Below are 18279 nucleotides of genomic sequence, written 5' to 3' on the forward strand. Positions count from 1 at the left end.
CTGGGACTGCGGCCGAGTTGGTTCATCCGCCCACCGGAACGTCCACACGGGGGCTGGTCGTGATCCCCGATGTGATGGGTATGCGGCCCCTTTTCGACGAATTGGTGGCTCGCCTGGCCGCCGAGTGGGGGCTGTCGGTGGCCGCTTTCGAGATCTACCCGGGCCGCGAAGATCTGGACGTGGCGGCCCGCCTGGCCGCTGCTGCGACGCTCGCCGACGACCGGGTGCTGGGCGACGCGGTGGCTGCCGCCGATCTCACTGCCGCCGACCGGGTAGGAATCCTGGGGTTCTGTATGGGAGGTATGTACGCGCTGAAGGCGGTGAGCACTGGGCGCTTCGACCGGCACTGTCCCTTCTACGGGATGGTCCGGGTGCCCGAGGCCTGGCAGGGGCCGGGCCAGGGCGAGCCGCTGGATGCTCTGGCCGCCGGCGACGCCTCCACGGTGCTGGCCGTGGTTGGCACCGTGGACGCCTGGACGCCGTCCGACGAAGTCGACGCCCTGGAGGCCACCGGAGCGACCGTCGTAAGGTACGCGGACGCCGACCACGGCTTCGTGCATGACCCGGACCGCCCGGCCCACCGGGCCGACGACGCGGCGGACGCCTGGCGCCGGGTGGAGGCCTGGCTGCACGCCTGAACGGCTGTTCAGCGCGCTCGGATGGTCAGCTGTTCACGGTTGGTGATGCGGTAGGTCCGGTCGACCTGTTCGATCCAGCCCAAGCGGATGAACGAGGCGATGGCCTTGTTGACCCGTTCCCGTGAGGCGCCGACCATGCCGGCCAGTTCTTCCTGGGTGATGGGGAGCGAGAACTCCTCCTCCTCGCCGGCTAGCTCCAGCAGGCGCTTGGCCGTCCGGCCCGTCACGTCCAAGAACACCGAGTCGGCCAGGGCGGCGTCCATGGTCCGTAGGCGACCGGCCAGCATGGCCACCACCCGCCACAGGAGCGTGGGGTCATTCTCGTAGAGGCCACGGACCGGCCCGTAGGGGACCGCGGTGACCACCGACGGTTCCAGGGCCCGGGCCTCAGCCGACCGACCCCGACCGTCAAACAGCCCCATCTCGCCGAACAGGTCGCCCTCCTCCATAAGGGCCACCATGGACTCCCTACCGTCGATTGACTTGTTGGCGATAGCGATGCGCCCTGAGACCACCACGAACAACTCGTCAGGGGCGTCTCCCTCGCGGAACAGGACGTCCCCTCGCCGGAGGTCGAGATCCTGTCCAGCCTCAGTGATCGCGGCCAGGGACCCGTCATCCAGACTGGCGAACAGGGTGGTCTCGCGGAAGAGTGTGGTGTCCGGCATGTCGAGTGGCCATGCTAGTGAGGTGTTCTGCCAGCCACCGCCACCGAGAATTGGTCTTGTTCGCGTCCCGGTTGTCGGGTTCGTCCCTAGGACCTCCGGATGACCGTCCGGGACCGCCGGGTGGTGGTGTGGTCGGTAGTGGTGGCCGCCGGGAGCGGCGAGCGGTTTGGGGGCGACAAGCAGGCCGCCGATCTAGCCGGCCAACCGGTGGTCGTCCGGTCGGTCCGGGCCGCCGCCTCGGTTTCCGACGGGGTCGTGGTCGTGGTGGCCGCTAACCGGCGTTCGGCGGTAGTCGACCTACTGGCCGGCCTGGATGGGGTGGAGGCCGTCGTGGACGGAGGGACCACCCGGTCGGCGTCGGTGCGCTGTGGGCTGGCCGCCGTGCCCGCAGACGCCGAGGTGGTGCTGGTCCACGACGGGGCGAGGCCGCTGGCTACCCCAGATCTGTTTCGTCGGGTTGTCGGGGCGGTGTGTCTCGGAGCCGAAGCTGTCGTCCCCGGCATCCCGGTGACCGACTCGCTACGGTCCGCCGAAGGCCGAGTTATCGAGCGCGATGGGGTGATCACCGTGCAGACGCCACAGGGCTTCGCCGCCGAGGTCCTACGACGAGCCCATGCTGACGGAGGCGAGGCCTCTGACGACGCCACGTTGGTCGAGGCGGCGGGTGTCACAGTGGTGGTCGTGGAAGGGGAACCGGCCAACCTGAAGGTCACCCGGCCGATAGACCTAGCGTTGGCGGCCCTCGAGGTGGCCAGTTCGGCGGAGCGGTCGACCGATGCCTGAGATGCGGGTTGGTCAGGGGTTCGATATCCATCCGTTCAGCGACGACCCGGGACGGCGGCTGGTGCTGGGAGGCGTGGTCTTCGACGGCCAGGGCCTGGCCGGGCACAGCGACGCCGATGTGGTGGCCCACGCCGTGACCGACGCCCTCCTGGGGGCGGCCGGCTTAGGCGACATCGGCCAGCGCTACCCCGATACCGATCCTGTCCATGCTGGGGTCGACAGTATGGGTCTGCTGGCCGACAGCGTCGCCGCCGTTTGGGCCGACGGTTGGGAAGTGGCCAACGTGGACTGCACGGTGGTCTTGGAGGCCCCAAGGTTGGCCTCCCGTCGGACCGAGATGCAAGAGGCCCTGGCAGTCGTGGTCGGCGCGGCGGTCACCGTCAAGGGGAAGCGAGCCGAGGGCCTGGGCGCCATCGGTCGGGAGGAGGGCGTGGCCTGCTTTGCCGTTGCCCTCCTTACCCGGCCCGAGGCGCCCTCGTGAGCGGACCTCGGGGTCCCAAGCGAGGCGACGGCCGGTCCGCGCGGTCGACCGGAGGTGGAGGTCGGGGCGGTAGTCGGTCGGGGCCACCCCGGCGCGGTCCAACCGGCCGGCCCGGTCCCCGGGGTCGCGGCCAGCGGGGGAGCACCCCGATGGGGAACCGTCCGGAGGGCCCACTGAAGGGCCTGGGAGGTGATCAGGTGGAGGGCCGACAGGCGGTCCGGGAGCTGTTGCTGGCCGGAACGCGACGGACCCGGGAGGTCCTGATGGCCGGTGACCTGGACCCCGCCCCGATCCTGGACGACATCATTGACCTGGCCGACGAGGCCAGGGTCACCATCCGGGAGGTGTCTCGGTCCAAGTTCGAGTCGGTGGCACGCACCGATGCCCCCCAGGGGGTGCTGGCCCTGGCCCAGCCGCTCAGCGAACACGAACTGGAGGACCTGCTCCGTCCTGACGCCTCGGGTCATGATCCGTTCCTGCTGCTGCTGGACGGGGTAACCGATCCCGGCAACTTGGGGGCCATCCTCCGGTCGGCCGAGTGCGCCGGGGTTACCGGCGTTGTGCTGCCCCGCCACCGGGCCGCCGGTGTGACAGCAGCGGCCACCAAGTCGGCAGCCGGGGCCATTGAGCACCTACGGATGACCCGAGTGCCGGGACTCCCCAAGGCGCTGGGCCGCTTGGCCGAGGCCGGGGTGTGGTCGGTGGGTCTGGACGTCGGTGGCGACACGGCCATCCATGACCTGGCGGTGGCCGACCAACCGGTGGCCCTCGTCTTGGGTGCCGAGGGTTCGGGCCTGTCACGCCTGGTCCGCGAACGGTGCGACACCATTGCCCATATCCCGCTGGCCGGGGTGCTGGGGTCGCTGAACGTGTCGGTCGCCGCCGCCGTAGCGTTGTTCGAGGTGGCCCGACACCGTCGGTGAGCCCGAGGTCGGATTCGAACCGACGACCTGACGCTTACAAGGCGCCTGCTCTGACCAACTGAGCTACTCGGGCGGAACGACGCTGGTGGTAGCGCCGTACCCACCCGAGGCTACTGAGGCGGGCTGGGCACGTCGCCCGACCCGCCCCGGTAACCGGACCTATGAAGAGGGGGTACTTGAACCACCCCCCGCGGTGGAGGATCATCGGGTCGTGGCACTGACACAGCGGGATCGCGACATCCTGGACTTTGAGCGGTCTTGGTGGACGGCCACCGCACCGAAGGACGTGCAGATCCGGGAACGGTTTGAGCTCTCGGCGACTCGCTACCACCAACTGCTCGGCGAGTTACTCGTTACCACCGACGCCATGGACTACGACCCGCTCGTGGTTCGCCGCCTCCAACGCCAGCGGGATCGCCGTCGGCGAGCCCGCCTCGAGCCACGGGTGGTTGAAGAAGACGGCACCCGATGAACGTGGGCCGCGGCGGCGGAGGGCTCGGCCCCAGCAACGCCGCTGCCGCACCGCGGGCCTTCCTGCTCATTGCGGTGGCTGTGGTGCTGGGCCTGGTCCTGCTCTGGAAGGGTCTGGACGACACCCCGGGGCTTCGCCCGCTGGTCAACGGCGGAGCTGAGACGGCAGTGGACGATGGTTCGGCCGGCGACACAGAGGGCGTGTCGGGAACCATCACCCCCACCTCGACGCAGGCCGTGGGCGGTGACGCGGAGCCTCCGCCGACCACCACGGTTGCTCCCACCACCACCCAGGAACTCTTTCCAACGCCCACCCACGCGCCCAACGAGGTGAAAGTTTTGGTGGCCAACGGCTCCGGGGTCTCCGGTGCCGCCGGCAAGGTCACCGACATGCTCAGCCCGCTCGGGTGGGCCATGGAGTCGCCGGCCAACGCTGAGAAGGCCAGCGCCAGTCGGATTTACTACCGCACCGAATACGTGGCCGACGCCAAGGTCATCGTGGACCACTTCGGAGAGTTCGCGGACATCCTCGAGGCAATGCCGCCCGGCGGCCCGGCCGTACCGCCCAACGCCGAGGAGAGGGTAGCCAACGCCGACATTGTGTTGATCCTGGGCTCGGACCTACGCATCCAGTCCAACTGAGGTTGGCCAGTGCGGGTCGTCGCCGCGCTGGACAAGTTCCGGGGGACCGCCACGGCGGCCCAGGTGGCCTCGGCGGTAGCCCGGGCGGTGGCCGGGCACGGTGGCACCACGGTCGAGGTACCGATGGCCGACGGCGGGGAGGGGCTGCTTGATGTCCTCGGGGGTTCTGACCGAACCAACGAGGTAACCGGACCCCTTGGCGAGCCGGTGTCGGCCGGCTGGCGGCTCTCTGGTGAAACGGCGGTCATCGAGATAGCCCAGGCGGCTGGCCTGGTGCTGGCAGGCGGGGCGGATGGGAACCGGCCGCTGGACGCCACCACGACTGGGGTGGGGGAGTTGATGCACCATGCCGTAGAGCAGGGGGCCCGCCGGATCATCGTGGGTATGGGTGGCTCCGCCTCCACCGACGGTGGCCTGGGAGCAGTGGACGCCATGGGGTCACCGGCCCGGTACCGGGGGGTGGAGTTGTTAGGTGCCTGCGACGTGCGGACCCGGTTTACCGATGCCGCCGAGGTGTTCGGACCACAGAAGGGGGCCTCCGACGCCCACATTCGCCTGCTGACCGGACGCCTGGAGCGCCTGGTCCAGGTGTACGAGGAGCGCTACGGCGTCGACATATCGGCGATGGACCGGGCGGGTGCCGCCGGAGGCCTGGCCGGAGGCCTGGCCGCCCGGGGCGCCCAGCTGGTCGACGGCGTCGACCTGGTGGCCGAAGAGGTGCGGCTTGATGAGCACCTGGCCGGGGCCGACCTGGTGGTCACTGGCGAGGGTCGGTTGGACGCCACCTCGATGGCGGGCAAGGTGGTGGGCGGTGTGGCCGCCTACGCGGCGGCGGCCGGGGTGCCGCTCCTGGTGGTGGTGGGGAGTGCCGATCCGGATGTGATAGTCCCGGGCGACGTGCTCTCCCTGGTCGACCTCTTCGGGCTGGACCGTGCCCAGACCGACACCGGTGCCTGCGTCACCGAGGCGGTGGCCGGGTGGCTGGCGGGGCGGTGACCTCAACAGCGGGTGGGGGCAGGCCGGTCCGCTGGGTAGGTTTTCTGCCCATGGCCGTCACCATCCGCATTCCCACCACGCTTCGCCCCCTGACCGGTGGCCAGCCCGAGGTCGAGGTGGAGGCAGGCACAGTCGCCGACGCCCTCTCCGCCCTAGATGCTGCCCACCCGGGCTTCTCCGAGCGGATCCTGGACGAGGGTGGTTCCCTGCGCCGCTTCGTCAACGTCTTCGTGAGCGACGACGACGTGCGGTTCCTGGACGGCCTGGCCACCGTCGTGCCCGACGGCGACACAGTGGCCATCGTGCCAGCGGTGGCCGGAGGCTGATCCCGCCCTTCTAGTCCGGGCGAGCTTTCGGCGCCGGACGTCGGTCGCAGAACGTGGCCGGCCACGTTGGAAAACCAGCGGTCTGCTGGTTGGATTGGCACTCGCTTGAAGAGAGTGCCAGCGGTCGCGTTCCCGCACCGCTGGACCACCAATCACGGAGAGGTTGCCGCTGATGGCGAAGATCATCACGTTCGACGAGACGGCCCGACGGTCGCTCGAAAAGGGCATGAACCAGCTGGCCGACGCCGTGCGAGTCACGCTGGGCCCGAAGGGCCGAAACGTCGTCCTGGAGAAGAAGTGGGGTGCCCCCACAATCACCAACGACGGCGTCTCCATTGCCAAGGAGATCGACCTAGAGGACCCGTACGAGCGCATCGGGGCCGAGCTGGTCAAGGAAGTGGCCAAGAAGACCGACGATGTGGCCGGTGACGGCACCACCACGGCGACCGTTCTGGCCTGGTCGATGGTCCGCGAAGGTCTGCGAAACGTGGCCGCCGGCGCCAACCCCATGTCGATCAAAAAAGGCATCGAGGCAGCGGTAGCCGCTGCCGTCGACTCGATTCGGGATTCCTCCCTGGACGTGTCCAGTGACAAGGCGCAGATCGCCAACGTGGCCGCTATCTCAGCCGCTGACCCTGAGATCGGCGAGATGATCTCCGACGCCATCGACAAGGTAGGCAAGGACGGCGTCATCACTGTCGAGGAGGGCCAGACGTTCGGTATGGAGATGGACCTCGTCGAGGGCATGCGCTTCGACAAGGGCTACATCTCCCCTTACTTCGTGACCGACCCGGACCGCATGGAGGCCGTTCTTGAGGAGCCTTACGTGCTATTTGTTGGATCCAAGATCAGCGCCGTTCGCGACCTGGTGCCGGCTTTGGAGAAGGTCATGCAGACAAACCGCCCGCTGGTGGTGATCTCCGAGGACGTTGAGGGCGAGGCCCTGGCCACGCTCGTCGTGAACAAGATCCGAGGCACCTTCACCTCGGTGGCTGTCAAGGCCCCGGGCTTCGGCGACCGCCGCAAGGCCATGCTCCAGGACATGGCCATCCTGACCGGCGGCCAGGTGGTGTCCGAGGAGGTCGGCCTCAAGGTTGACGGCGTGACCCTCGACATGCTGGGCCAGGCTCGCAAGATCGTGGTTAGCAAGGACGAGACCACCATCGTCGAGGGAGCGGGTGACGAGGTCGACATCGCCGGCCGCATTGCCCAGATCAAGGGCGAGATTGACAACACCGACTCGGACTACGACCGGGAGAAGCTCCAGGAGCGCCTGGCCAAGCTGTCAGGCGGCGTTGCCGTCCTGAAGGTTGGGGCGGCCACTGAGGTTGAACTCAAGGAGAAGAAACACCGCATCGAGGACGCGGTGAGTACTACCAAGGCGGCCATCGAGGAGGGCGTCGTTGCCGGCGGCGGCGTGACCCTGCTCCGGGCCCAGGATGCGGCGACCGCGGCTGCCGAGGGTCTGTCCCCCGACGAGGCCACCGGCACCCGTATCGTGGCCAAGGCCCTGGAGAGCCCGTTGACCCAGATCGCTGTAAACGCCGGCCTGGAGGGCGGTGTCATCGTTGAGAAGGTGCGCAACCTCGACGGTCCCAACGGCCTCAACGCCGCCACCGGCGAGTACGAGGACCTGGTCGCCGCCGGCATCATCGATGCCGCCAAGGTGACTCGGTCGGCCCTGCAGAACGCCGGCTCCATCGCCGCCCTGTTCCTCACCACGGAGGCCGTCGTCGCCGACGCCCCGGCTGAGGGTGCGGCGGGCGGGGGCATGCCGGACATGGACTTCTAGGCGGGTCGGCGGACACGATCCCCAGACTGGGATTGGACCAATTCGAGCGGGTGCCCTCCGGGGCGTCCACTCCGCTTTTCCCGCTGGGGCGTGTTCACTGGTGGGCATGTCCAGCTTGAAGAGATGCCGACGATGAGCCGCGGTCGGACGTCTCGGGTCTTCACCCGCCGGATTGATGCTGACGGCTCGCGGCGGGTGCCCGACGAGCTCATCGTGGAGGAGCCCCTGGCAATCCGTCTGGACGGCGAGTTGGTGGCTACCACCATGCGCACCCCGGGCGACGACTTCGAGTTGGCGGTCGGCTTCTGCATCACCGAGGGCGTTTTGCACGACGTCCCGATCCGCACCGTGCGGTACTGCGGGGAGGGGTCGGCCGCCCAGGCTGAGTACAACGACGTCACCGTCGACACCGGTGGTCGTGCACCGGCGCCCACGCCCCGCCTGGGACCCGCCTCGTCCTCGTGCGGTATCTGCGGGACGGTGGCCATCGACGACCTCCGGAAACGCCTCCGGCCCCTGGACGTGGAGCCCTTCGAAATCGGGGTGCTGGCTGGCTTGGCCGACCGGATCGACGGCCAGGCCCTCTTCTCGACCACCGGGGCCGTCCACGCCGCGGTGGCCTTCGACCGGGCGGGAATGCCGCAGGTGCTTCGGGAGGACATTGGGCGCCACAATGCCGTCGACAAGGTGGTCGGGCGGCTCCACATGGACGGCCTCCTACCGGCCGGAGATCTAGGCCTGTGGGTTAGCGGCCGGGCCTCGTTTGAGATGGCCCAGAAGGCGTGGGCGGCTGGGTTCGCCTGCCTGGTGGCGGTGAGCGGCCCGTCGGCCCTGGCCGTGGAGACGGCTGCCGTGGCCAACCTGCAGCTGGCCGGGTTCGCCCGGGGCGATCGCCTCAACCTCTACACGGGCGATTGACGGTCCGTCCGAGACCCCTCTCTAGACTCCGTCGGATGAGCGAACCGGTCAGCCCCGTCGTCGGCCTCGGCGTCCTCCACCTGTTCTGCCGGATCCCCGGTTCGGGTGTCGACCGGGAGGCGGTTCGCACCGCCGTCGAGATCGCCACCGCAGCCGGCGACCAGGTGATTTCGGTAGCGATCCTGGGCCACAAGGCCGACCTAGCGTTTATGGGTTTGGGTGACGACCTCTGGCGCCTGCGAGACCTCCAGACCGCCCTGGTGGCCGGCGGCCTACAGGTGGTGGATAGCTACGTGTCGCTGACCGAGATCTCCGAGTACGCCCAAGGCGTGCCGGACGAGATGAAGCAGGCCCGGCTCCACCCAGAGTTACCCCCCGCAGGTAAGCCGGCGTGGTGCTTCTACCCGATGTCCAAGCGACGCAACGTGGGTGCCAATTGGTACCGCCTCCCATACGACGACCGCCACGAACTGATGATGGAGCACGGTGCCTCGGGGCGGAAGTTCGCCGGCCGCATCCTGCAGGTTGTTACCGGATCGACCGGGGTGGACGACCACGAATGGGGGGTCACGCTGTTTGGCGAACACCCCGACGACCTCAAAGACGTCGTCTACACCATGCGCTACGACCGGGCGTCGGCCGACTACGGCGAGTTTGGCACCTTCTACACGGGCATGGTTGATGACCTGGACACCGTCCTGACCCGGGCCGGTTGTGCCTGATCGTGGAACCGATTGTCGTCGACGAGCCGTCGTTGGAGGGCCTCCGGCGGACCCTGCACGATCTGGACCGGGTCGTGGTGGCCTTCTCCGGCGGCGCTGACTCGGCTTTCTTGGCCCGGATGGCCCACGACACCCTGGGTTCCGACCGGGTCCACGTGGTGACCGCCGTGTCACCGTCGCTGGCCGGCGACGAGCGGGCCGATGCGGCCTCTCTGGCCGACGAGTGGGGTCTGCGCTGGTCGGAGGTCGAGACCCACGAGATGGTCGACGCCGCCTACCGGGTCAATGATGCCGACCGATGCGGACGGTGCAAGGACGCTCTCATGGACGTGCTGGACCCCATTGCCGACCGGGAGTCGGCCACCGTCGTCCTGGGCGTTAACGTCGATGACCTCGGTGACCACCGCCCCGGTCAGGCTGTGGCGTCTAAACGAGGAGCCCGGTTCCCCCTCGTGGAAGCCGGTATGACCAAGGCCGATGTCCGCCACCACTCCCGCCGCTTGGGCCTGCGCACGGCCGACAAGCCGGCCGCCGCCTGCCTAGCTTCGAGGATTCCCTACGGCTCCGAGGTCACGATCGATGTCCTGACGACCGTGGAACGCGCCGAGGCCGCCCTGCGTCGGCTGGGGTTCGAGGACCTTCGCGTCCGCCACTACGACGACGCGGCCCGCCTGGAGGTCCCGACCGATCGGCTGGCCGAGGTGGTGGAGCGCCGGACCGAGGTAGTGGCCGCTGTCGCGGCCGCCGGCTACGCCTACGTCACCCTCGACCTGGAGGGGCTGCGGTCCGGGAACCTGAACCGGGCTCTAGACGGTGGGTGACCGGGTACCCATTCAGGTCGGCTCCCGGCAGGTCCTCCGCCGTCGCAGCGTTGCCAAGGACCAGCGGTGAGAGTTGCCGCCCACGTTCCGGACCTCATGGACCGGTCTCGGCTCCGGTCGACCAAGGCCGAGGTGGTCCTGGTAGCAGATCCGGCCGAGCTGGTGGGCCTAGAGGTTGACCTCGTGGTGGTGGACCTATCCCGACCCGGCGTACTTGACGTACTGGGCGACGTCGGTGCCCGCACTGTGGGCTTCGCCGCCCACGTGGACGAGGAGCTGATGGCTACCGCCTCGGCTGCTGGATGTGACGAGGTGCTGGCCCGGTCGGTGTTCTTCCGGCGGTTCCCAGACTTCGTTAGCTGAGCGGCCCACTACCGTCGCGCCGGTGGGCCAACTCGACGTCTCCGACCTGCTGGCCGACCGTCAACTACGGGGTCCGGACTTCTGCGAGGCCCTGACCGAGCGGATCGACGGCTTCCTGACCGGTGTCTATGCGGCGGCCGAGGCCCCGGAGGGAACTTCCCTAGTGGCCGTAGGCGGGTACGGCCGACGAGAGCAGTGTCCGGGCAGCGACGTGGATGTGGTCCTGGTTCACCGCCCCGACACGGACGTTAGGGAGGCCGCCCAGCGGATCTGGTACCCGCTCTGGGACGCCGGCCTAAAGCTGGGCCACCAAGTCGGGACGGTGGCCCAATTGCTGGAGGTGGCGACGGACAGCCTGGAGACAGCGACCAGCCTCCTGGCCGCCCGTCCAGTGGCCGGTGACGGGGAGTTGGCCGACAGGCTGGCCTTTGCCGCCCTGCAGCAGTGGGTTAGCCGGTCCAAGCACCACCTGGACCGGATGAATGCCTCGGTGGCCGAACGCCACGCCCGGTTCGGTGAGGTGGCCTTTCTGTTGGAGCCTGACCTGAAGGAGGCCCGGGGCGGGCTGCGCGACGTTCACAACCTCCTATGGGTGGAACAGGCCACAGTGCCCATCTTGCGTGAGGCCGAGTCGGCTGGCCTGGCCGCCGCCTCGGAGGTCCTGCTGGCCGTCCGGGTGGAGCTCCATCGCCTTACCGGGCAGCGGTCCGACCAGCTGCTACTGGAACTCCAGGAAGAGGTAGCCGACGCCCTCGGCCTGGCCGACTCCGACGTGCTTATGGCCGAGGTCTCGTCCGCCGGAAGGACTATTGCCTGGACGGGGGAAGGGGCGGCCCGCCGGACCCGTCGGGCGGCGCGTCGGCGCGGTCCCCTACGGGTCCTGGCGGGCTCCCGGCATCGAGAGGTAGCGCCCGCCCTGGTCCTGGACGACGGCCGCCTGGAGCTCACCCTGGAGGCTGACCTGGCCGACCCCCTGCTGGTGTTGCGGTGTGCCGTGGTGGCCGCTCGCCACGATGCCTACCTCCAGCGCGGTTCTCTGGAACGGCTAGCCGACCACAGCAGGCCCCTATCCATACCGTGGCCTGCCGAGGCCCGGGACCTGTTCGTGGAACTCCTGGCGTGCGGGCCGGCCGCCGTGCCCGTCATTGAGGACCTGGATCACGTGGGCCTGTTCGTGCTGCTGGTGCCCGAGTGGGAGCCGTGTCGGTCCCGACCCCAGCGCAACGCCTACCACCGGTTCACCGTGGACCGGCACCTCATGGAGACAGCGGCCGAAGCCTCCCGCCTGGTGGACCGAGTAGACCGGCCCGATCTCCTACTGGTCGGGGCCCTGCTTCACGACATCGGCAAGGGCTATCCGGGGGACCACACCGAGGTCGGCGTCGACCTGATGAGGACTATCGGCTCCCGTATGGGATTCAGCGAGGCCGACACGGACCTTCTGGTGGCCATGGTCGAACACCACCTGCTGCTCCCCGACGTGGCCACCCGCCGGGACCTCGACGACGACGGCACCATCCGGTCGGTGGCCGATGCGTTGGGCAGCATCCGCCTGCTGGAACTGCTGGGTGCCCTCACCGAGGCGGACTCCATCGCCACCGGTCCGTCAGCTTGGAGCTCGTGGAAGGGCGACCTGGTACACGACCTGGTAGACCGGACCCGGCATGTCCTGAGCGGTGGCGACGTCGGCGAGGTGCTAGGCGGCTCCTTCCCCGATGCTGGCCAACGGATGCTGTTGGATGAGGGGGAATTCGTGGTCCGGGGCGAGGGCTCGACGCTCACCGTGGTGGCTGACGACCGGCCGGGCACGTTCTCCAAGGTGGCGGGGGTGCTGTCGTTGAACGGCGCTGACGTCCAGGACGCCGCCGCCCATTCGGAGAATGGGCGGGCCCTGTCGGTGTTTCGCGTTGGCCAGGTCCTGGGCGGTACGCCGGACTGGGGCCGGATCGAGGACCAGATCCGACGTGCCCTGTCCGGTCGCCTGGCCCTGGCTGCCCGGTTGGGGGACCGGTCCCGGACCTACCGGCCGATTCGTATGGCCGCCCGCCCGGCCCGGCCCCGAGTGACCGTGGACAACGAAACCTCGACCACCGCCACTGTCCTAGAGGTCACCTGTCCAGACGGTGTGGGTGTGCTGTACCGGATCACCCGGGCCTTCGCCGAACTGGACCTCGACATCGTCCGAGCCCGGGTCCAGACGCTGGGTTCCGACGTTGTCGACGCCTTTTACGTGCGGGACTCGTCGGGGTCCAAGATCACCGATGCAGACCACCTGGCAGAGATCGAGCTCTCAGTGCTGCGCTGGGTGGCTGTCGACTTCTGACCGGACCGGTCCGGGAGCGGATCGGAGCGCCTACGGTGCTGGCGTGACCGAACCACCCGGTGGTCCCCCGATCCGACGGGACCTGTTGCGGTGGGCCGAGGCTCTGGCCGGTTCGGCCCGTACCGGCCTCGGGTTCACTGAGTCGCTCTACGAGCGGGAACGCTACGAGGAGATCCTCCACGTGGCGGCCGAGATCCGGGCCGGGGCAGACGCCCTGGCCGGTCGGGAGGTGGCGGCGGCGGCTCTGGTCGACGAGTGGATGGACACCGTGGGCCGGGGGGTGCCGGGATACATCACCCCCAAGGTGACCGTCGGCGCGGTGGTCGGCAACGACGACGGCGAACTGCTGCTCGTGCAGCGGGCCGACTCCGGGCTCTGGCTCTACCCGACGGGTTGGGCTGACGTCGGCTACTCGGCGGCCGAGGTGGTGGTCAAGGAGGTTCGGGAGGAGACGGGCATCGAGTGCGAGGTGGTACGGCCCATCGCCATTTTGGACGGGATGAGGCTCGGCTTCACGGGCATCCCGCTGTACTCGCTGGTCTTCCACTGTCAGATGACCGGTGGCCAGCTGAAGGCCCATCCGCTGGAGTGCTCCGATGTGGGCTTTTTCGCCGAAGGCCACCTGCCTGACGACACGATCCTTCCCGACCAGTGGGCCGACGACGCCTTTGCGGCGATCCGGGGTGAGCCTCTAGAGGTGCGCTTCGACGTTCCGCGGAACCCAACTTGGCGGGGCAGCGAGGCCTGAGGCCGGCCGATCCTCAGGTACCGGGCTGGTTGCGGAGGAAGTCTTCGACCTCGGCCACCAACTGGTCCGGGTTGTCGGTCGTCTCCTCGTCAAAGTCGGCTTCTAGTTGTTCCACATACTCAACGGTGTCGTCATCCTCGGCCACCAGGTCGCTGACCTGGCGTTCGTAGGCGGCGGCGGCGATCTCTAGGTCAGTTCGGGGGACGTTCACGGCCAGCACATGACAGAGCCGGTCTACAAGGGCCAGGGCGGCCTTGGGCGACGGGGCGTTGGAGACGTAGGACGGGACGCTGGCCCAGAACGAGGCCGTGGTGACTCCCCGCTCGCGGAGCCCGGCCGACAGGACGCCCACGATGCCGGTCGGGCCCTCATAGGTCGACGGCGACAGGGTCAGGCGGGCGGCTAGGACTGGATCGTCGGTCCCGCCGTACACCTGGGTGGGTCGGGTATGGGGTACATCGGTCAGGAGGGCGCCGAGGGTGCACACCATGGTGGCGCCCATTGCCTCGGCGGTAATGGCCAGGTGGTCCACGAAGCTCCGCCACCGCAGTTGGGGTTCGTGGCCGATGGCGCACACCAGGTCGTGCTCGGCGCTGGGGATCCGGGCCACGTGGATGCCCGTCGACGGCCAGACGATCTGGCGAACGTCGTACTCGTCGAGGCGCACGTTGGGTCGAGCCACCGTGAAGTCAAAGAAGTCCTCGGCGTCGATAGTGGCCACGTGCTCAGCCTGGAAATGGTCCCGGACGTAGCGGGCGGCCGTGGAACTGGCCTCCCCGGCGTCGTTCCAGCCCTCGAAGGCGGCGACCAGGATCGGGGACCGCAGGTCAGTCGGGACCTTCTCGACGTTCCAGATGAGGTGTGGGGCGGAGTCAGGGGCCATTGATTTGGAGGCTAGCCAGAGACGTGTCGACGCGCGCCGGGAGGGACCCGGCGCCGGCTCTAGGCTGCGCGGCGATGGGTGACCGAGGATCGGAGTCCGGGATCCGGATTGTCGAGGCGACCGGGGTCGACGACGCCCTAGTGTCCGTCATGGCCCGGCTGGTCCCTCAGCTCTCCCGGTCCAACTCGCCGCCCGATGCTGCCACCCTTGAGGCCATCGTGGGCTCGGAGGCGTCGGCCCTTTTGCTGGCCCTCGACGAGGAGGGGGCTGTAGTGGGGAGCTTGACCCTGGCCGTGTTCCGGATCCCCACCGGCCTGCGAGCCTGGATCGAGGACGTGGTAGTGGACGAGGCGGCGCGGGGACGGGGGGTCGGCGAGGCCCTCAACCGGGAGGCCATAGGCCGGGCTCGGGCCGAGGGGGCGACCACGGTGGACTTGACGTCGCGCCCCTCCCGGGAAGCCGCTAATCGGCTCTACCGGCGCCTCGGCTTCGAGGAGCGGGCCACCAACGTTTACCGGCTGGCTCTCTGAGCTGGCGGACGGCCCTGCTACCGTCCGACCGATGATGAGCAAACAGGTAGCCGAGAAGGCTTTCGCGAAGGTCGAAAACGAACTCCGGGACCTCTCCCGGTGGATGTACGAGAACCCTGAACTCGGATTCGAAGAGTTTGAGGCCTCCGAAAAACTGAGCTCCTTCCTCGGCCGTCAGGGGTTCGAGGTCACCTACCCCTGCCACGGCCTAGACACGGCATTCGAGGCGACGGTCGGAACCGGAGGGCCACGAGTGGTCATCTGCTGCGAGTACGACGCCCTGCCCGAGGTCGGCCACGCCTGCGGCCACAACATCATTGCCACGGCGGCGGCCGGAGCAGGGGTGGCGATGGCCACCCTGGCCGAGGAGTTAGGAATTCGGGTAACGGTGCTCGGTACCCCCGCGGAGGAGGGAGGCGGGGGCAAGGTCGAACTGATCGACGCCGGCGCATTCGAAGACGCTGCCGCGTCGATGATGGTGCACCCCGGCCCCTTCGACGAGCTTGACCCCTCGTTCCAGGCTTGTCAGCACTTCGAAGCGGAGTTCTTCGGTAAGGAGTCGCACGCCGCCTTCGCCCCCGAAGAGGGGATCAACGCCTTGGATGCGTTCGTCCAGGCGTACGTGAACGTGGCCACCCTTAGACAAGCGATGGTCGAGGGTGACCGGGTGCACTGCATGGTCACGCGCGGGGGCGACGCGGTGAACGTGGTGCCCGCCCACACCAGTTCCACGTGGCTGATCCGCTCGTCCAGCGTCGAGAGGCTCGACGAACTAATCCCGAAGGTTCAGGCCTGCTTCGAGGGTGCGGCCACCGCCACCGGCTGTCGCCTGGCCTGGACGCGCACTGACCATCCGTACGACAACATGCGGAACAATCAGGTGATGACCGGCCTGTACTCGACCAACTCGGAGAGCATGGGCCGACCGATGCCTACCGAGGCGGAAATCGGTCGCAGCGGCGGTTCATCCGACATGGGCAACGTCAGCCAGGTGGTCCCGTCGATCCACCCGATGCTCGGAATCCAGTCGGGCGACGCCGTGAACCACCAGCCCGAGTTTGCCGACCACACTGTGTCAACCCACGGGATGCAGGCCATCCGCGATGGGGCGTTGTCGATGGCTTACACGATCATCGACATGGCTGAACAGGACGTCTGGGAACGACTCGGAGAATGACCAGCCGACCGTGAACAGCCCGCAACCGGTCCTTCAGGTCTCCGACCTGACGACCCGGTTCAATACGGAGGATGGCACTGTCCACGCCGTCAACGGCATGTCGTTCGACCTGGCCGATGGCGAGGTGGTCGGCATCGTTGGCGAGAGCGGGTCGGGCAAGAGCGTGTCCATGATGTCGTTGCTCCGCCTGATTCCTATGCCCCCCGGGGAGATCGTCGACGGTGAGGCGATCTTCGAGGACGCCGACCTCCTTTCCATGAGCCTTGACGATCTGCGAAAGGTCCGCGGCGGGAGAATCGGCTTCATCTTCCAGGATCCAATGACATCGCTGAACCCGGTGCTTACCGTCGGCTACCAGATCACAGAGTCTCTGACAGTCCACCAGCCGGGTCGTGCCTCGGAGTTGCGAGAGCGAGCCCTGGATCTCCTAAAACTGGTCGGGATCCCGTCGCCGGAGCAACGCCTACAGAGCTTTCCCCATGAGCTCTCGGGCGGGATGAGGCAGCGGGTGATGATCGCTGTAGCTCTGGCCTGTCGCCCCCGAATCCTGGTCGCCGACGAGCCGACTACGGCCCTCGACGTCACGATCCAGGCCCAGATCCTCGAACTGGTGAAGGACCTGCGCGAGAAGTTGGGCATGGCGGTGATCTGGATCACCCACGATCTGGGTGTAGTAGCTGGCCTCGTAGATCGCGTGCTGGTCATGTACGGCGGCCAGATCGTCGAGGAAGCCCCGGTCGACGAGTTCTACGCTGAACCCCGCCACCCGTACTCCCAGGGGCTCCTGGCCTCGTTGCCGTCGGCTGCCATGCCGGGACAGAGGTTGGTCAACATCGTCGGGCAGCCTCCGGACCTGCGCTCGCCGCCGACAAGCTGTTCTTTCGCCCCGCGGTGCCCTCATGTCTTCGACCGGTGCCTGCAGGAGAACCCGACCCTGGTGCAGGTGTCGGCGACCCGTCGGCTGGCCTGCTGGCTAGACAGCGGCAGGGATGGACCCAATCATGGCCGTTGATACGGGGGCGGCAGTGCCGGTTGCCAGTGTCTCCCGGTCTAAGCCAGTCGGGAACGAGGTGCTGGTCAGCGTCCGGGGGCTGAAGAAGCACTTTCCGGTGACCAAGGGCGTGTTCCGTCGCAAAGTCGGAGCGGTAAGGGCCGTCGACGGTGTGTCGTTCGACATCCGCCGTGGCGAGACCCTCGGGCTGGTCGGAGAGTCCGGGTCCGGTAAGTCCACTATCGGCCGCACCATGCTCCAACTTGAGAAGGCAACCGAGGGGAGTGTGGTGTTTGACGGCATCGAGCTGGTTGGCCTGGCCGCCGGCGCCCTACGCCGCACCCGGCCCCGCATGCAGATGGTGTTCCAGGATCCGCACGCCTCGCTGAACCCCCGGATGACAGTCAGCTCGATTGTCGGCGAGCCCCTACTGGAGCACGGAAAGTCGTCGTCTAGGGAGCGTCAGGAACGAGTGGAAGAACTGCTGGGCCTGGTCGGCCTCGACCCGACGCACGCCAACCGCTATCCACACGAATTCTCGGGTGGACAGCGACAACGGATTGGCATCGCCAGGGCAATCGCCCTGAACCCTGACTTCATCGTCTGCGACGAACCCATCGCCGCACTCGACGTGTCCATCCAAGCCCAGGTTGTCAACCTCATGGAACACCTACAGGACCTCCTGGGCCTCACGTACCTCTTCATCTCCCACGACCTGGGCATGGTCCGCCATATTGCTGACCGGGTGGCCGTCATGTACCTCGGCCACATCATGGAACTGGCCGACGTAGACGACCTGTACGGCGATCCCCGTCATCCCTACACCCGGGCCCTCCAGAGCTCAGCTCCGGTTCCAGATCCCGTGGTAGAGGCGACCCGGGTGAAGATCATCCTTGAGGGTGACATACCCAGCCCGTCCAATCCTCCTCCCGGCTGTCCGTTCAACACCCGCTGCCCGGATGCTGTGGACCGTTGCCACGAGGAAATACCGGCGTGGCGCGAGGTTGCTCCAGGACACGGTGTGGCCTGCCATCTGGCTGACGGCTGACGGCTGACGGCTGACCCGATGGACACCGGGGTGTC

At 68.1% G+C, this 18279-nt stretch carries 21 protein-coding genes and 1 tRNA gene; 19 read left to right on the plus strand and 3 right to left on the minus strand.

Translation table 11 applies throughout. From position 1 onward, the window contains the following. On the plus strand, positions 1–638 hold a 638-nt coding region (locus MK181_06335; GenBank protein ID MCH2419417.1), incomplete at its 5' end, for a dienelactone hydrolase family protein. 8 nt (positions 639–646) lie between these two features. Here MK181_06335 and MK181_06340 read toward each other — a convergent pair. Next, complete coding sequence (locus MK181_06340) at positions 647–1306, minus strand: Crp/Fnr family transcriptional regulator (protein ID MCH2419418.1); 660 nt, start codon at positions 1304–1306, stop codon at positions 647–649. Between the two features lie 99 nt (positions 1307–1405). On the opposite strand from MK181_06340, the gene MK181_06345 reads away from it, so the two are divergent. The 3 genes from MK181_06345 to rlmB all read left to right on the plus strand — a co-directional run bounded on the left by MK181_06345 (position 1406) and on the right by rlmB (position 3493). Next, a complete protein-coding gene (locus MK181_06345; protein ID MCH2419419.1) occupies positions 1406–2089 on the plus strand; it encodes a 2-C-methyl-D-erythritol 4-phosphate cytidylyltransferase in 684 nt (227 codons plus the stop codon). Then, positions 2082–2570, plus strand: a complete 489-nt coding sequence (gene ispF, locus MK181_06350) for a 2-C-methyl-D-erythritol 2,4-cyclodiphosphate synthase (GenBank protein ID MCH2419420.1) — start codon at positions 2082–2084, stop codon at positions 2568–2570. The genes MK181_06345 and ispF overlap by 8 nt, the downstream gene beginning before the upstream one ends. Before the next feature lie 149 nt (positions 2571–2719). Continuing rightward, positions 2720–3493: a 23S rRNA (guanosine(2251)-2'-O)-methyltransferase RlmB gene (rlmB, locus tag MK181_06355; protein ID MCH2419421.1), complete on the plus strand. Its 774-nt coding sequence runs from the start codon at positions 2720–2722 to the stop codon at positions 3491–3493. Here rlmB and MK181_06360 read toward each other — a convergent pair. Beyond that, positions 3493–3566 (minus strand) — tRNA-Thr (locus tag MK181_06360). The genes rlmB and MK181_06360 overlap by 1 nt on opposite strands. Before the next feature lie 138 nt (positions 3567–3704). Here MK181_06360 and MK181_06365 point away from each other — a divergent pair. The 11 genes from MK181_06365 (at position 3705) to MK181_06415 (ending at position 13615) form a co-directional block, all read left to right on the plus strand. Continuing rightward, the gene (locus MK181_06365) at positions 3705–3965 is read left to right on the plus strand and encodes a DUF3263 domain-containing protein (protein ID MCH2419422.1); all 261 of its coding nucleotides are present in this window, start codon (positions 3705–3707) and stop codon (positions 3963–3965) included. After that, positions 3962–4606: a LytR C-terminal domain-containing protein gene (locus tag MK181_06370; GenBank protein ID MCH2419423.1), complete on the plus strand. Its 645-nt coding sequence runs from the start codon at positions 3962–3964 to the stop codon at positions 4604–4606. Before MK181_06365 ends, MK181_06370 begins: the two co-directional genes overlap by 4 nt. Positions 4607–4615: 9 nt before the next feature. Beyond that, complete coding sequence (locus MK181_06375; GenBank protein MCH2419424.1) at positions 4616–5602, plus strand: glycerate kinase; 987 nt, start codon at positions 4616–4618, stop codon at positions 5600–5602. Positions 5603–5652: 50 nt separating this feature from the next. Then, positions 5653–5928, plus strand: coding sequence for a MoaD/ThiS family protein (locus MK181_06380; GenBank protein MCH2419425.1), 276 nt, complete (start codon positions 5653–5655; stop codon positions 5926–5928). A 172-nt stretch (positions 5929–6100) separates the two neighbouring features. Continuing rightward, positions 6101–7720 carry a chaperonin GroEL gene (groL, locus tag MK181_06385; GenBank protein ID MCH2419426.1) on the plus strand — a complete coding sequence of 540 codons (1620 nt, stop codon included), beginning with the start codon at positions 6101–6103 and terminating at the stop codon, positions 7718–7720. Between the two features lie 132 nt (positions 7721–7852). Continuing rightward, positions 7853–8638: a formate dehydrogenase accessory sulfurtransferase FdhD gene (locus MK181_06390; GenBank protein MCH2419427.1), complete on the plus strand. Its 786-nt coding sequence runs from the start codon at positions 7853–7855 to the stop codon at positions 8636–8638. Between the two features lie 35 nt (positions 8639–8673). Beyond that, a complete protein-coding gene (locus MK181_06395) occupies positions 8674–9360 on the plus strand; it encodes a chlorite dismutase family protein (protein MCH2419428.1) in 687 nt (228 codons plus the stop codon). 2 nt (positions 9361–9362) lie between these two features. Next, positions 9363–10181, plus strand: a complete 819-nt coding sequence (gene larE / locus MK181_06400) for an ATP-dependent sacrificial sulfur transferase LarE (protein ID MCH2419429.1) — start codon at positions 9363–9365, stop codon at positions 10179–10181. Positions 10182–10247: 66 nt separating this feature from the next. Next, positions 10248–10544, plus strand: coding sequence for a hypothetical protein (locus MK181_06405; protein MCH2419430.1), 297 nt, complete (start codon positions 10248–10250; stop codon positions 10542–10544). A 22-nt stretch (positions 10545–10566) separates the two neighbouring features. Beyond that, complete coding sequence (locus MK181_06410) at positions 10567–12867, plus strand: [protein-PII] uridylyltransferase (protein ID MCH2419431.1); 2301 nt, start codon at positions 10567–10569, stop codon at positions 12865–12867. A gap of 43 nt (positions 12868–12910) precedes the next feature. Then, positions 12911–13615: an NUDIX hydrolase N-terminal domain-containing protein gene (locus MK181_06415; GenBank protein ID MCH2419432.1), complete on the plus strand. Its 705-nt coding sequence runs from the start codon at positions 12911–12913 to the stop codon at positions 13613–13615. Positions 13616–13628: 13 nt separating this feature from the next. Here MK181_06415 and MK181_06420 read toward each other — a convergent pair whose 3' ends face one another. After that, a complete protein-coding gene (locus MK181_06420; GenBank protein ID MCH2419433.1) occupies positions 13629–14498 on the minus strand; it encodes a PAC2 family protein in 870 nt (289 codons plus the stop codon). A 74-nt stretch (positions 14499–14572) separates the two neighbouring features. On the opposite strand from MK181_06420, the gene MK181_06425 reads away from it, so the two are divergent. Genes MK181_06425 through MK181_06440 form a run of 4 tightly spaced genes read left to right on the plus strand, consistent with a single transcriptional unit; the run spans position 14573 to position 18244 of the window. After that, positions 14573–15028, plus strand: coding sequence for a GNAT family N-acetyltransferase (locus MK181_06425; protein MCH2419434.1), 456 nt, complete (start codon positions 14573–14575; stop codon positions 15026–15028). A 31-nt stretch (positions 15029–15059) separates the two neighbouring features. After that, positions 15060–16205, plus strand: a complete 1146-nt coding sequence (locus MK181_06430) for a M20 family metallopeptidase (GenBank protein MCH2419435.1) — start codon at positions 15060–15062, stop codon at positions 16203–16205. 10 nt (positions 16206–16215) lie between these two features. Further along, entirely contained in the window at positions 16216–17217 is a 1002-nt protein-coding gene (locus tag MK181_06435; protein ID MCH2419436.1) for an ABC transporter ATP-binding protein, read from the plus strand. Next, positions 17207–18244, plus strand: a complete 1038-nt coding sequence (locus MK181_06440) for an ATP-binding cassette domain-containing protein (protein MCH2419437.1) — start codon at positions 17207–17209, stop codon at positions 18242–18244. Before MK181_06435 ends, MK181_06440 begins: the two co-directional genes overlap by 11 nt. The last annotated feature ends 35 nt before the right edge of the window (positions 18245–18279 follow it).

This window comes from Acidimicrobiales bacterium (genome assembly GCA_022452035.1).
Taxonomy (GTDB): Bacteria; Actinomycetota; Acidimicrobiia; order Acidimicrobiales; family MedAcidi-G1; genus UBA9410.

Bases quoted from the DNA above. Each gene is read 5' to 3' on its own strand.
- MK181_06340 (MCH2419418.1), bottom strand. From the start codon at position 1,306: ATGCCGGACACCACACTCTTCCGCGAGACCACCCTGTTCGCCAGTCTG.
- MK181_06345 (MCH2419419.1), top strand. From the start codon at position 1,406: ATGACCGTCCGGGACCGCCGGGTGGTGGTGTGGTCGGTAGTGGTGGCC.
- ispF (MCH2419420.1), top strand. From the start codon at position 2,082: ATGCCTGAGATGCGGGTTGGTCAGGGGTTCGATATCCATCCGTTCAGC.
- rlmB (MCH2419421.1), top strand. From the start codon at position 2,720: ATGGGGAACCGTCCGGAGGGCCCACTGAAGGGCCTGGGAGGTGATCAG.
- MK181_06370 (MCH2419423.1), top strand. From the start codon at position 3,962: ATGAACGTGGGCCGCGGCGGCGGAGGGCTCGGCCCCAGCAACGCCGCT.
- MK181_06380 (MCH2419425.1), top strand. From the start codon at position 5,653: ATGGCCGTCACCATCCGCATTCCCACCACGCTTCGCCCCCTGACCGGT.
- groL (MCH2419426.1), top strand. From the start codon at position 6,101: ATGGCGAAGATCATCACGTTCGACGAGACGGCCCGACGGTCGCTCGAA.
- MK181_06390 (MCH2419427.1), top strand. From the start codon at position 7,853: ATGAGCCGCGGTCGGACGTCTCGGGTCTTCACCCGCCGGATTGATGCT.
- MK181_06395 (MCH2419428.1), top strand. From the start codon at position 8,674: ATGAGCGAACCGGTCAGCCCCGTCGTCGGCCTCGGCGTCCTCCACCTG.
- MK181_06420 (MCH2419433.1), bottom strand. From the start codon at position 14,498: ATGGCCCCTGACTCCGCCCCACACCTCATCTGGAACGTCGAGAAGGTC.
- MK181_06425 (MCH2419434.1), top strand. From the start codon at position 14,573: ATGGGTGACCGAGGATCGGAGTCCGGGATCCGGATTGTCGAGGCGACC.
- MK181_06430 (MCH2419435.1), top strand. From the start codon at position 15,060: ATGATGAGCAAACAGGTAGCCGAGAAGGCTTTCGCGAAGGTCGAAAAC.
- MK181_06440 (MCH2419437.1), top strand. From the start codon at position 17,207: ATGGCCGTTGATACGGGGGCGGCAGTGCCGGTTGCCAGTGTCTCCCGG.